The sequence below is a fragment of the Deltaproteobacteria bacterium genome, assembly GCA_016931625.1.
Taxonomy (GTDB): domain Bacteria; phylum Myxococcota; class XYA12-FULL-58-9; order XYA12-FULL-58-9; family JAFGEK01; genus JAFGEK01.
Map to the genome: position 1 here is coordinate 15,979 of JAFGEK010000216.1, position 14,541 is coordinate 30,519.

The 14,541-nt window shown below is 39.7% G+C and carries 11 protein-coding genes; 8 read left to right on the forward strand and 3 right to left on the reverse strand.

All coding sequences use genetic code 11. The features are described 5' to 3' along the window. Positions 1 to 83 precede the first annotated feature (83 nt). A complete protein-coding gene (locus tag JW841_17690; protein MBN1962767.1) occupies positions 84 to 302 on the reverse strand; it encodes a hypothetical protein in 219 nt (72 codons plus the stop codon). Here JW841_17690 and JW841_17695 point away from each other — a divergent pair. The 5 genes from JW841_17695 to JW841_17715 all read left to right on the forward strand — a co-directional run bounded on the left by JW841_17695 (position 301) and on the right by JW841_17715 (position 6,720). Next, positions 301 to 1,470: a hypothetical protein gene (locus tag JW841_17695; GenBank protein MBN1962768.1), complete on the forward strand. Its 1,170-nt coding sequence runs from the start codon at positions 301 to 303 to the stop codon at positions 1,468 to 1,470. The genes JW841_17690 and JW841_17695 overlap by 2 nt on opposite strands. Before the next feature lie 15 nt (positions 1,471 to 1,485). Next, the gene (locus JW841_17700) at positions 1,486 to 1,881 is read left to right on the forward strand and encodes a hypothetical protein (protein MBN1962769.1); all 396 of its coding nucleotides are present in this window, start codon (positions 1,486 to 1,488) and stop codon (positions 1,879 to 1,881) included. Between the two features lie 148 nt (positions 1,882 to 2,029). Further along, complete coding sequence (locus tag JW841_17705) at positions 2,030 to 3,415, forward strand: M23 family metallopeptidase (protein MBN1962770.1); 1,386 nt, start codon at positions 2,030 to 2,032, stop codon at positions 3,413 to 3,415. A gap of 21 nt (positions 3,416 to 3,436) precedes the next feature. Beyond that, positions 3,437 to 5,176 carry a beta-N-acetylhexosaminidase gene (gene nagZ / locus JW841_17710; protein ID MBN1962771.1) on the forward strand — a complete coding sequence of 580 codons (1,740 nt, stop codon included), beginning with the start codon at positions 3,437 to 3,439 and terminating at the stop codon, positions 5,174 to 5,176. A gap of 140 nt (positions 5,177 to 5,316) precedes the next feature. Continuing rightward, complete coding sequence (locus tag JW841_17715; GenBank protein ID MBN1962772.1) at positions 5,317 to 6,720, forward strand: hypothetical protein; 1,404 nt, start codon at positions 5,317 to 5,319, stop codon at positions 6,718 to 6,720. Here the strand turns inward: JW841_17715 and JW841_17720 are convergent. Together JW841_17720 and JW841_17725 are read right to left on the reverse strand one after the other, a co-directional pair. After that, positions 6,717 to 7,583 carry a serine/threonine protein kinase gene (locus JW841_17720; protein MBN1962773.1) on the reverse strand — a complete coding sequence of 289 codons (867 nt, stop codon included), beginning with the start codon at positions 7,581 to 7,583 and terminating at the stop codon, positions 6,717 to 6,719. The genes JW841_17715 and JW841_17720 overlap by 4 nt on opposite strands. Before the next feature lie 68 nt (positions 7,584 to 7,651). After that, the gene (locus tag JW841_17725; GenBank protein MBN1962774.1) at positions 7,652 to 8,140 is read right to left on the reverse strand and encodes a hypothetical protein; all 489 of its coding nucleotides are present in this window, start codon (positions 8,138 to 8,140) and stop codon (positions 7,652 to 7,654) included. A 199-nt stretch (positions 8,141 to 8,339) separates the two neighbouring features. Here JW841_17725 and JW841_17730 point away from each other — a divergent pair, with 199 nt between their 5' ends. The 3 genes from JW841_17730 (at position 8,340) to JW841_17740 (ending at position 14,491) form a co-directional block, all read left to right on the forward strand. Continuing rightward, entirely contained in the window at positions 8,340 to 8,834 is a 495-nt protein-coding gene (locus tag JW841_17730) for a hypothetical protein (protein ID MBN1962775.1), read from the forward strand. 219 nt (positions 8,835 to 9,053) lie between these two features. Continuing rightward, a complete protein-coding gene (locus JW841_17735) occupies positions 9,054 to 10,982 on the forward strand; it encodes a hypothetical protein (GenBank protein ID MBN1962776.1) in 1,929 nt (642 codons plus the stop codon). Positions 10,983 to 11,626: 644 nt separating this feature from the next. Beyond that, positions 11,627 to 14,491, forward strand: a complete 2,865-nt coding sequence (locus JW841_17740) for a hypothetical protein (protein MBN1962777.1) — start codon at positions 11,627 to 11,629, stop codon at positions 14,489 to 14,491. The last annotated feature ends 50 nt before the right edge of the window (positions 14,492 to 14,541 follow it).

The following is a 14,541-nucleotide window of genomic DNA, read 5'->3' on the forward strand; positions in this document are numbered from 1 at the left end:
TAGCACTCCTTACACTCTTAGGTGCCTTCGCCACAGCTTCTTGCAGCGCTCGTCTTACCGCTCAAGCTCCTGTGCCAAATGCATCAGTGAAAACTCCTGTGCCAAATAGCACCCCCCAACGCTTCAACAACCATACTTCTGCGTTCTTTCACCGTAGCCGGATTAGACGAGCACGATGATGATGACCAAGAAGATATAAATAAATTACGACAATGGGTTTGTGATTTTATTGTTAGTAAAGGCACACCAATAACTCTTAGCGAGCCTAAAGTTGTGCCTGAAAATGACCAATCGATTATCATGCTTGATATAAATTTATCTTTAGAACGCCATACCCACCGTACTTGGATTTTAGATCTTATAACCTACGGTATTTTGGCGCCATGGTGGGGTGAAATTAAGGGACGCATTGATGTTGACGTAGTACAACCAGACCATCAAAGTGAAACTTTTTCAAAAACTACCACTAAAAACTTCTGCGCGGTTTGGTTGGGCCCCTATCGACGAGCTTACGTTGAAAATGCCTATGCGCAAACTTATAGTGATCTCTTTAACGCAACGGCAGATTTTGCAAACCAAGAATATATTCGTCGAAATACTGCCCCTAACGCCGACTCACCAGCTAGCTTTGATAATGCACCGCCAAAAGAGCCGCTAACAAACAAGGATGATAGTTTTCACCTAATTTATGAACGCCAAGAAAAAACCAGCAACATAACGCAACTTGTCTTGCACGCTTTAGGTGGTGTTCAAGCAAGCGTTTTTTATGGAAAAGCTAAAGTATCATCTACTGTAAAAGACGAAAACGGTAATAATGTCGAAGTTGCTGCTGGCAAAGCTTCTCAAAAAGGATGGGGTATTTCTATATTCGGGCCTCCAAGTACCACCGGATTTTATGTTGCCCCAGCATTGGGCTTTATATCACAAGAAATCGAATTAGCTGATTTTCGTCGTACTTTACCTGAAGCTAAAGTTGAGCGAGGCATTGAAATTGCTGCGGTCTGTAGTAACCCCGCAACAGGTGCCACCCTAGATTGTAGTGCGCCAAATGTATATCGACTGCTTTTAAAAAGTGGTTATGGTGGTCTACGCTTTGGATATGATTTAGTTACCGGCAACTCAACCACGGTTTTTGTCGCCTCAGCCAATATTGGCATTAATATTCTTGAATATCGCAGCGTTAACGCAAAAATTGCACGTTATAACGCAACTCACCAAGGTTTTGACTTGCTTAATAGTGGTGCAGCAGGTCTTAGTTTGGGGTTTGAGTTTCCGCGCTTACATACCGCGCTAACTTTAGCTGGTGATTATGAATTTTATCGTTCTTTCACTTTTGATCGACCGCTACAGTTTGAAGGTGAAGTTATCTACAATGAAATTAAAGCAAAATATGAGCGACCATTGCGTGAAGTATCTGCTGCCAGTTTAACCGCAATGACTATGCGGTTATCGTTGGCTATAACCTTTTAATATAGGGATACAGCTATGTACTTTGGCAGATACCCTTTATTTATTGCAGTGATTAGTATCTTAGTCTTAGCTATTACCGGCAGTACTGGTTGTGCAGCTGGCCCAGATAAACAACCACCAGTAGAAACAACGCTAACTATCTGGAATCGCACTCAAACTGAAATCGAAGAGTTACGTATTCACAACAAAAAAAGTTATAGTGATGCAGAAAATCTACTAGCCCAACCGTTAGCGGTTGAAGCAACTGTTGAGGTCGATTTTATTGAAGGTCAATTTGTTACAGTGTTTCGCCGACGTGTTGAAAATGATGATCCCACTGCTTTTACTACCGAGCATGGTCTTGATGAAGTAAAAGGCGATGGTTATACTTTAATTATATTTGATCAATCTTTCCGGCTTATGCAGCCATAAATCTAACTTTTTTTGCCAATTTCTTAACTAGCTTCAACTTTTTTTATATGTTGTCCTCTCCATGATAAACTTAGGGTGTGTCCCCAATTATAAGTGTGTAAAAAGCTTGATTCTTGTAATTACATTTTTTTAAGGGAGAAAATATATTTTGACTCGCGATTATACTTATCAACCACATCGTCAGCAAGGACGTCATCGCGTAAAGCTGAGCCTACGCACTTTGATACTCATCTTGTTGCTTGCTATCAATTTGGCGGTATTTATTTACCACGGCGATCCCCGCAGCCTAATGCCAACACAGCCAAAACTTGTACCCCAAACCAGCATTATTACTGCGCCTTTAGTTTTTAAGCCCATTATAAAACAACCAGATATAGCAAAACCGGCACCCATACCTGAAATTATTACTACTACCGTTAACTTAGGTGTCGGCCAAACTGTTGCTCAAACCCTCGGTAAAGTAGGGATTGCGACACCCGACATTTCAGCAGCCATTACTAGTTTGCAGCCTTTAGTTAATTTTCGTCGTCTCAAACCTGGTGACCAACTTAAAGCGTGTTTAAATCAACAAGGCCAATTATTGTCTTTGGATGTTTGTCGCAGTCCTACTGATCAAATTCGTACTGAAAAGAAAAATGATACTTGGCAAGCTTCTCGTCTTGATATTCCAGTTACTAAAGTTCGCACTCTAATACGTGGGCAAATACAAACCTCCCTTTGGGAGGCTATTGGCGAAAGTGGTGAAGATCCTAGCCTGGCGATTGAATTAGCTGAAATATTTGCTTGGGATATCGATTTTTACTCTGACCTTCAACCAGGTGACAGCTTTGCGGTGCTAGTTGATAAAAACTTCGTTGAAGATAAAGCGATTGGCTTTGATGCAATAATTGCCGCGTACTTTATTACCAATGGCTCTAAACATGAAGCCTTTTTATTCAAAAACCCAAATGATCCTTCTGCAACTGCATCCTATTATGATAGTGATGGTAAATCATTGCGCAAACAGCTTTTACGCACTCCCTTAAAATATGGCCGAGTCACTAGTGGCTTTGGTCTACGCAAACATCCAATTTTAGGTTATAGCCGCGCTCATAATGGCATTGACTATGGTGTACCGGTAGGTACGAAAGTTTTTGCTGTAGGTGATGGTAAAGTAACTCGTACAGGATGGCGCTCTGGCTATGGGAAATATGTTCAAATACGCCATGCTAATGGTTGGGCTTCAGAATATGGCCACCTATCAAAAATATTAATTAAAACTGGGCAAAAAGTTTCACAAAAAGACATAATTGCCCTTACCGGCAACACTGGTTTATCAACCGGTCCCCACTTGCATTATGGTTTGATGAAAAATGGCAGTTTTGTTAATCCTGCACTGCAACAATTCAAACGAGGCAATGCTCTTAAAGCTGACGATTTGCAACAATTTCATAGCTATCTCAAACAATTACGCTTAATATTAGAAAGTGGCCCTTTAGCCAGTGAAATACCCGCACATTTATCTATTAATGGTAAAATTCCATTGAAAGGTTAGTGGTAGCTACTCGTGCAATATTTGGCAAAACCTATCCGCAATTTGTTAGCTGCATTGGTGTTAGCTGCCCTTCTGCCAACGATTAGTTATGCGGTACAACTGCCTGCTCCGGGTGAGCCGGTAGACGTTGAAAAAATCCTCGCTTCAATGACGATTGAAGAAAAAGTTGGTCAATTATTAATGATAGGTTTTGGTGGTACGAAAATAAATCGTCAAATAACTCATTGGCTGGTTAAGCGTCATGCTGGCAGTGTTGCCTTGTTTTCACGCAATATTGTAAATTTTGAACAAACCGCTCGTTTTACCAGAGAGCTGCATGAACTTACCAAAGATAATATTCCTATTTTCTTATCGTTAGACCAAGAAGGTGGCAACGTTGTACGCGTTAAAGACGGTGCCATGGTTCTTCCTGGTAACATGGCACTCGGCGCCACTCGCTCAAGCGTACTGGCTTATGTTGCTGGACAAGCATTAGGTGTTGATCTGCGCTTGTTAGGTTTTAATATGAATTTAGCACCAGTGCTTGATGTAAATTCTAATCCATCTAATCCAGTAATTGGCATTCGCTCATATGGGGAACGCCCAGAATTGGTTGGTAAACTAGGTGCATGGTTTGTACGAGGGCAACAAGAACAAGGTATTGTGGCCGTGGCAAAACATTTTCCGGGTCATGGTGATACCACTACTGATTCACATTTTTCGATGCCTTCAGTTAAAGCCAGCATGCAACGCCTGCAACAAATAGAGCTACATCCTTTCAGGCGTGCGATGAACGCTGGTCTTGATGCGGTTATGACTGCGCATATCGCCTTGCCTCGTATCGCCGAAACCGCTGATACCCCAGCAACACTTTCTCACGTTGTTCTCACGGATATATTACGTAAACGTTTAGATTTTGATGGCCTCATTCTTACTGATGGTCTTGAAATGCAGGGCATTATCGCACGTTACGGAGCCGGACGTGCGGCAGTCATGGCAATAAAAGCAGGCGCCGATATGACTATGGTCTTATGGATGCCTGATATGAAAGAAGAAGTATATCAAACCCTCTTAGCGGCAGCTCGCAGTTCTGAAATTTCTAAACAACGACTTGATGAATCAGTAAGACGCATATTAATGGTTAAAGCAAAGCGTCACCTATTTGATCGTAAGCTTGAACCGCTAAATGATTTACTTAGCCAACGTAATGAAAATCCGATTCACACTCGTGTTGCCGAGCGTATCGCACGTGAATCTGTTACTTTAGTTCGCAATAACGGTAATCTTTTACCCTTACAACCCATACCTTATCGTCGCGTTTTAGTAGTGGCCCCTCCTGGTCCATTTTTGCAGCGCATGGCCAAACAACGCAATATTGTCACTTTTAAAGTACCTTATGTTCCAAATCGTGAGCGCCGTTTGGCTGATATCAATCGTGCAACTGATTTAGCTTATAACGCTGATTTGGTAATCGTTGCAGCAATAAATCGCTATCAAGTAGAGCTTGCTAAGGCGGTTTTGCGCAAAATGAAAAATATGCCCATGGTGCTAGTAAGCTTTGCCTCACCATACTACTTGGCAAGCATTCCACAAATAGATGCCTATGTCTGTACATACAGCTATCTTAATGATTCTCAAGAAGCTGCCGCTAAGGCGCTACTTGGTTTAGCTCCTATGACCGGGAGACTTCCGGTAACGATTCCAGGGTATTACGCCTATGGACATCGTGTTGGTGAAGAACACGCCAGCATTACCTCAACCGCATCGATAGCAATACAATAAACTCTATGATCCTAAGCTAAAGCGTGCTACTGACAACCAAATAGTGCAACACCCTTGTATTTATTTAATGTAATGTCATTTAGTCGCATGTTTTATTAACTTTATATTATTGAGGGCTTTTTTACTTTTGGAGGTAGCCAATGAAACAAAGCCGCCAATTAGGTTCTGGCACCGCTCCCAGGCAATCCTCCACTCTTAAACGTAAAATAAAAACAACGCCTGCAAATAACAACGCAATTATTAATTCGCTTTATTCAGATAGTAAAAAAGTAGAATTAGCATCAAACACCGATAAATCAGGTAATTTAGCAACAAAACAAAAAGTAAAAGCTGCGATTCAGGGTGCAGTTATAGCGCAAGAATCGCAACAATTACTTGATTTAGTTGAGCAAGAACAAGGCACCGTTGATAAGCGTGCTTTGGCTACCATGAAGGCCACCTGGAAGGCTGCTGGTTTTAACGAGCAGGATATTGGTCAAGCAATGACATCGCTAAGTTCCTGGCAAGCAGATCCAAATACATCGTCGGGCATTAACGATGAACGTGTTTTAATTTTCCCTAATGATTTTGATGAGCAGCGCTACCACGAAATACTCAGTGAAAAAGAGGGCACGCTTCTTCATATTTTACAAATGCTCCCGCCGGGTGAGTGTCCTGACAAATCAGAGTTAAAAAATGCTGATAGTATAATTCGAAGATACGAAGCACTGCTTAAACGACCTAAAAAAATTTCCGGGGTTGATCAACATGGTTTAGTTGCATGCATGGTCAAAGAGCTATTACCTCTAGCCTTAACCCATAAAAATGATTTCATCTGGTGGTACTATATGTTTAAAACGGGCTCTGTTTTTGACTTAAGAAACCGTTTAACTACCACAAAAGGTGACAAACTTTGGGACCGAAATTGGATTTTTGCGCAATTTCAGGGTGGCAGTATCGCCAGTAATTATTTGCTTGGCTATCTTGGATGTGCTGTTTTCGGTGTAGGCCCCATCGGGCAGTCTTTAATAAAAGGTGGCCAGCATCTTACTTATGCACTTGCTGATGTTCCATTATTGCCCATGATTATTGCCTATCATACAGCGCTGCGTGGTGATGGTTGGGCAAATAAAGCTTACGTGGCAAAAGAAATTGAATTTGGTATTAATGATTATCAACGCAACACCAAAACTCAAACAACAGCAGAACAAGATAATCATCTACTGCAATTATTAATTGAAGCAAGTAAAGCTTTAGCAACAAAAAGTCTAAGAGAAGAAAACACTTGTCAAAAATTATCTGCTGAAAATGCCAGCAAACCACAACTTGTTGTAGAAAATGCTATTGCTGCAATACAAAAAGCTACTAGCCAAAAAGCTGAAGCAGCACAAAAATCAATTAAAATTGCCGAACGAACTCTTTCAAAAGGGGCTAAATCAGCAAAGCAGACCCTTTATCAAAAAACAAATTCTCTATGGTTAAAAATTAAATATGGCTATGAATGGTTCATTGAAAATATAATTAACCGTTACGTGCCGTATCGACGCCCGAAAAACAAATCTTAAGACAAAAATTTATTTAAAACTCTAAATGCAGTGGTGCCATGAGCACATAGCCATTGTTCACAAATATGCATTACTTGTAGCGCGTTAAAACGCTTTTCACATTCTAGCTGCAAACAACCAGTAACCAAGGTGGTGAATACTGCTGATAAATCATAGCGCAGTTCTGATAATGGTCGATATTCGCCATCTAAAATTTTGCGCATGATTTCTACTTCATCATCATGAGCAAAAGGTGAAACCCCAGTAGCGGCACAATATGCCACACAACCAAGCGCAAAAATATCTGATGATAAATTTGTTTCTTTGTTACGAATTTGTTCAGGAGCTAAATAATCAAGCGTGCCAATTAACGAAGAATCATGCGCAGATGTATTCACTTCTATGCTGTTGGTATTATTTGGCTGGGCATTATTAAAATCGATCAAAACCACCCGCCCATCATTATTAATAAGAACATTAGCAGGCTTAAGATCTCCATGACCTATATTTTTGCTATGTGCATGTGCCAAGGCTGCCGCAATTTCACTGATTAACGCGACTAAAACAGACTCTGGTAATTTTTGGGTGGTAGCTAACGTTTGTAGCGACTGGCCTTCTATGTACTGCATTACATAGTATGGCACCTGTTTTTGCGGGTCGGAGCAATCAAAAACCTGTACTATATTTGAATGCTGCAATCCGGCCATAATCTGCTGTTCATGCAAAAAATGCGTGCGTAATTCGGTAGTAGCACTTTTGGCTTTTAATATTTTAAGTGCCATATAACGTTTTAAGTAGGTATCAAAAGCTTTATAAATAAATGCATTACCACCTTGACCGATTTCTTCGATTACTTCGTAGCGATTTCCAACTTTTTTTCGCATAGTAGCTTTAAGTTGGTCCTTTAAAAAAAACTCTAATGCTATATACGCAAAAAATCGCCCTTAAGTAATTACTTATTACTATCTTGTTTTTGCGTTGTCTCAGCAGATTTTTCTACTTTGGGACTCTGTTGCTGCTCTGCTTTAGTATTAAAAGCTTCTTCATTTTGTTTGATCATTTGTGCCAATACATAGCGCATACGATTTGCGGCTGAATGTTTGCCTTCAGGATCAAGCTCAAAAAGACGTTTCATATATTTTTCAGCATCACTATAACGCATAGCATCAAGAGCTATTTCAGAAACCGCTGCTAATGAGTACATATCGTCAGGATTAATTTCTAAACAACGACGATATACAGCATCGGCTGCAATACGAAAACCTTGCAGTAATAATATTGAACCCAATAACTGCCAGGCTCGCCATTCATCAGGCTCAATAGCTAATATACCACGCAGCATTCGCTCTGCTTCAGGCCAGCGAGATGCAGAATAATGTTCAACCGCAATTTTGAGCATATATTCGATATCATCTTTAGGTAATTTAAAATGCGTAACCATTGGCTAAAACCTTAGGTAAAATTTTTTTATAAAAATGGCAGACCTCTACGGCACTTGCAAGTTGCCATTATCAGCTCTTTTATACAAACTTATTCTTGACAATTAAAAAAATTAACTTTGCGATCGCCAAGTAACTATCTTGCAATTGGTCTTATTCATCGGCTGTGTTAAGTACCACGCTGGAGGCATAAACTAACACATGGCTTTTAAGCGCACTACTGATAATTCACTGACAGAAAAAGAAGCAAAAATAGTAGATGAACTAGTTCGCAAAAGTCTCGACGTTAATCCTGAGATGCGTCGTGGTCGTGACACCCAAGAGGTGCTTGACGAGCTACGTGGCAAAGCCATAGCTAAAGCAAAGGCCCAACCAAGCAATAATGAAACTCCGATTGCCTTTAGCGGCAAGGATCCTCGCCTGCAAACCATTGAAATTTTTATGCGTGATAAAGCGCAAAATTACCCCAAAATCATAAGTGAACTCGAAGCACGCATAGAAAGCATTCGCAAAGAAATTGAGCAAACACGTATTGGCACTATCTCAGAAATCACTGAATTAGTTAAAGCTATGTTGCTTAGTGGCGCCCAAACTCAAGGTATTCATTCTACTCTTAATGCCTTTCGTGATCTGCTAACCAGCTTAAAAACCAACGAATTTGATATTGTTAATAATGCTGGCAATAAAAAAAGATGATCCTCAGATTATTCCTGAATACAAAATAATAACTTTTTTTAAAATTTAATAGCCATCAATTAGAAAGCAAGTGTACAACAAATTATCCACCTCCTATTTCTTGGAGGACGGACCCACTTTGATGACTAAAGTTCCCGTCTTGGCTCTGCAAAAAAGGTAGCGCCATGGACGGGTTTGTTTATTAACCACAATTTCTTTAGCAGTACAGGAGACAAGCAAATGACTACAGGAGCAATAAGTGATTCAGGCGCCGTTAAATATACATTAACCGTTGATATTTCTTCAGTTAATGGTGGTGTGGTTTCGCAAACTCAAACAAAAAATGTTGATCCAAATATAGTTAACAACTTTGTTTTAAGCGATGCGAGCCTAGCTAATCAAACTATTAAAATATCAGTAACTCTTCCTGAAGGTGAATCATTAACCCAGCAAGTCATCGACTCAATGGTTTCTTTGGCTCATCAAGCCGGTGCCATTAAAGGGTTTATTGGTGCTTTAGGAGATTCTGAATTTACTATTGGTAATCCTTCGGGTGATCCTCGAGTTAGCTTTACGCTTAATGCAACCGATAAGTCAGCACTACGTAGCATTATTAATAACTCTGTTGCCGCTGCAAAAAATGGCACCCTCAATAAAACGGCATTTCAATTTGGTGGTTTTGTAAATGAGCTAATCGGTCGTGGCATTAACGTTACTGGTGGCGATATCGAGGCACTTATCGAATATGTATTACGTGAATCCTATATGCAAACCACCGAAGATTTACGCTTCTTTGCTGAGAAGGTAAAATTCTTCAATGCTGAAAAGAAAGCTATTCGCGCCCATATGGCTAAATTGCGTGAAATTAGCTCAAAATTAGCCACCGTCCCAGAAGATGAACGTGGCAGCACTGGCTTAGATGGTCAGCCTACAAGTGGTAGTGGCGCTACCGGTGGTGCTGGTAATATTAATAATGCCCCTCCTGTTTATAGTACTCCAGAAAAACGATTCGAAGATAATCCTGAAGCAAGTAATTTGGTTAACGAATTTTTACGATTCACTGACGGCACTAGCGACGCTACAGAGCTTGAAAAATATCTTAAAGATGCGCCTGAAATTCAAGAGAGGTTACTTAAAGCTATTCCATATATGACCCCGCAAGAGCTAGCTACAATGGTTGTGGCATTGGGTGGTAAAGATCTTAACCTTAGTGATGACTATCTAAAAGGTTATATGGTCAAAGTAGTTAATGCCATGACTGATGGGCAAATACTTGCCATGGCCGAGGTAACCCCAGATCAATATGCCGGTAAAGATAATAAACGAATGGTAGACTTAGATCATAGTAGTTCTGAGTTTACCGATATTTACCACGCGAGATTACAGCAAGCACTAAACAGTGTTGGTTATGATATCGACAGCACTGATTATGCTGGCGCTGCTAAAGCATGGAGCGAAAAACAACTAAGAGCTACTGGCAAATCTATTGATGAGACTGCTGGCACTAGCATTGATGAACTCTTAGAAAAAAATGCTAGTGGCACAATTACTGCCGCTGAAATGGTTGAACTTATTAAAAAGGCGACCGAGGATTTTGACGCACACGCAGCATCTGTTGAGTTTGATGACCTTAAAGCATTTATTGATAAAAATGAGGGCCGACTATCTGATGGCGCGAAGGCCATTTTTGCAAAATACGAAACACTAGCTAAAGAATGTAAAGACAAAGGCATGACTGGTATTCCAGTTGACAAATGGGATGCCATGATTGCTGAAATTGAAGCTGATGCAGCTAAAGAACCACCGATTATAGAAGATACCGATGATGATGATGAAGTTGCTCCAGACCCAGCACTCTCAATACAATATAATTCTGCTGATTTTGACCTCGATCCTGATGATGGCAGTATCGACGCCGTTTTCATCAGCGATTCGCCACCATTTATTCGAGTTGATTCAAGTCGCAAACTTGAAACTTGTGCTGATCTTGATAACGAACTCAAATCACTTGAAGATAAACTCAACACTGTTGGTGATGATGCTCAATTAGCTAATGTTGATTTGCAAAATTCACTACAGAAACAACAACAAACATTAACTATGATGTCTAACATCTTCAAGATGTTCTTCGATACTGGTATGAACACTATACGTAAGATTGGTGCTTAGTAGCGATTTTGCTATGGTCATGTCATTATCCCGAGTGTAACGAGGGGGATGTTATCTCGAACGTAGTGAGAGATCTTAATATGCATATAAAGCACAAGATTTCTCCCTACGGTCGAAATGACGGTGGTGGCGGTCGAAATAATGACACGGGCTGCTTTAAAAATGAGATTAAAGGTTAAAAGACACCACTTTTATAAAACAAACATCCTATAGCAACTTGCGATAATACAAATATCTAATAGAAGTACTTTGATACAGGCAAATAATCATATTCATGAAATTGCAGCTTAGATTTATAACCATGGTTATCACTAGGGGGTATTATAATATGTATTCATTATTGTCACTCATTTTAAGACAGGAGAAAATTTTAACTATATAAGCTGTTAATTTTACAAAAAGAGTTTTTAAAACAATATGTTACAAGATATTAAAAAAAATGATCTCTTCTTTTGTAATTTTATAGCCAAATTACATCGCGGCTGTGTACTATTTATTAACTAGGCTAATCTGGCATCAAACTCTTGGTGTTTAGATCCTAAATAATTTGTAACTTAACCCGCCTGAATCATCCACTAACGGGGATGAATCGGGCGGGTTTGTTTTTTTTATTTGCAGCTCAATACGAGCAGAAGGAATAACCAATGTCAGACAATTCAATTTCTGGTAACCCCACAAAAACTTACACCATCACTTATGACACAACTACTGGTATGCCTGAAAACATACAACCAGTAGAAACCACAAACGAAGCTGGTGCAGTTAATGAAAATTTTATTGATAAGCCGATTGCAGTAAAATCTGGCGACATGGTTCAAGCATCAATCACTTTACCTGAGGGTGAAGAATTTGATGCTACGGTGCTTAGTAGATTAATTGAAGCTGCTGAAACAGCCGGTAAAATCGATGGGCCTATTGGCAATTTTGGTGATTCATATTTTACTATCAATAACAACATTACTATTAGTCCACGAGTTACCTTTAACTTAACTAATGTAGATATCAAGGCATTAAACACCATAGTAAAGAATACTTCAGCAAATGCACGCTCGGGCGCTTTTAGTAAAACTGAAGTATTAAATAAATCTGCATTTGAATTTTCGGGATTTGTTGACAAACTTATCGGTCGCGGCATTAACGTTACCGGTGGCGATGTTGAAGCATTAATTGAATACGTGCTGCGTGAATCATATATGCAAACCACTGAAGATTTGCGCTTCTTTGCAGAAAAAGTAAAATTCTTTAACGCTGAGAAAAAAGCTATTCGCGCTCATATGGCAAAACTGCGCGAAATTAGCTCTGCGCTTGCCTCTGTTCCTGAAGATGAGCGTGGCAGCACGGATTTAAATGGTGATCCCACTAGTGCTAGTAGTCCTAATGGGACAACTCCTCAAAAACTAAACTCTACTGTTTATCAGACAGCTGAAGAGAGAATTACTGCTAACCCAACTGCTAACGCGTTGGTTGCTCCATTTTTACGATTTACTGGTAAGAGTGATGAATTAGAAAAAGCTATAAAAACTGATTCTGAAATGCGAGCGAATTTGCTTAAAGCCATTCCCTATATGACTCCGAGTGAATTAGCTACGGTAATTGTTGCAATTGGTGGTGAGGATTTTCGTTTTGCAAACGATTCTACTGAACTAGTAGGATTTTTTGATAAAGTCATCGCTGCAATGACTGATGCACAAATACTAGCTGTAGCAGAAGTAACCCCACATCAGTATCCTAATCAAACAGGCAAACGAATAGTAGATTTAGCAAAAAATACCTCTTCTACTAATCTATTCGCTAGTGGGTATAACGCAAGATTACAACAAGCTCTACATAATGCTGGCTTTCCCATTGATAGTACTGAATATCGAAAAGCACTCAAAGCACTTCAAGGTATTGCTGCTGATCCTGATGGCACTGCAACTCCTATTCATAAATCATACTATCCAACGGTAGCTGAAAGAGATGCTGACTATCCAGGCGCTACAGCATCCGTAAATGAGTTTCTTGCCCATATGAAAGTCGTCACCGGTACAGGCGACAATTTAGAAACCTATCTTAAAGATAATCCTGATAAAATAGAAGCTTTATTAGACGCTATTCCATTAATGACGCCTGATGAATTGGTAAAGGTGATTACATCACTGGCCGGCGGTGCAGACCTAAATTGTTCTGCTGATCCTAATTTATTCCAAAAAGTTGTCAATGCCATGAGCCCAGAGCAAGCATTGGCTATTGCTTATTATAGTCCTTTACCTTCTGTGTTCAATGGTGCTTATCTTGCCAATTATGGTAAAAACTCTGAATTTGGCAAAGCGTATCAAATCAAACTTGCCGCGGCCATAACTGAATCTGAATACCCAAGTGCAAATAATCCTTTCCGTGATGCCAGTTATTACAACGGTGTCTTAGCAGCGCTGCGTTCTAAGAGGGCTATGGAAACTGGTGTTATTCAGACGCCAGAAATAGCTAAAGCGATTAAAGATTTAGGCAAAGATGCTAATGAGCCAATTTTAGGCGAAGATATAATTAAGCTTTTAGAAGCAGTACCAACGACCGGTGGTCTATGGTCGCATACAATGGCTATGCAATACTCTGATATTTTCGCTTACTGCGAGCAAATGGATAAAGCAGGTAGATTAAGCCCTACAGCAAAAGAAGCAATAGAGAAATTTAAAACCTCGGCAGAATTTACTGCGCTTAAAAAGAGTTATGTTATTCATGACAATTTGGCTGTTAATATGCCAAAAGCACTTGCTGATGTTAAAGCCTTATTAGCAACTCAAGGCGCAAAAGATAAAGAAACTGCTTTTGTTTCATCTCTACAAAGTTCTGCTATTGATGATTATCTTGCGAGTAATCCATCTGGCCCAGTAACAGGTCAAGATATCTTTAACCTATTGGGTACTGCTCCAGATAGGGCACATTTGCTTCGTATTCAAGCTTTCTGTAATCAAATGATAGAAGCAGGTAGACTTTGCCCAAGTGGTGAAACAGCATTTAAAGGTCTTTTTGAAACTGATGAAGTTAAAAATGCTCTTGCTGGTACCACACCGCTTACAACTGCCTCTTGGACAACTGCTAAAGAAAAAATTAAACCGCTTGTTGATGTTGCTACTAATTCTGTTGAAGAATCTTCATTTATTGCTAAATTTAGCAGCAATAATAATCAAAATACTACTACAGACCCAAATCAAGAAGCATCACTTACCTACACTGCCGCTGATTATGATCTCGACCCCAAAGATGGCAGTATTGATGCCGTAGTTATTAGTGATTATCCGCCGTTTGTTCAGGTTGATCAAAAACGTAAACTCAATACCTGTGCTGACCTTGATGCTGAACTCAAATCACTTGAGGATAAGCTAAATACTGTTGGTGATGATGCGCAGTTGGCTAACGTTGATTTGCAGAACTCACTGCAAAAACAACAACAAACATTAACTATGATGTCAAACATCTATAAGATGTTCTTTGACACCGGCATGAATACTATTCGTAAAATTGGCGGTTAATAGCTAATAAATTTTATAGTATTAAAATATTAATATTTAATAAGCGGGAT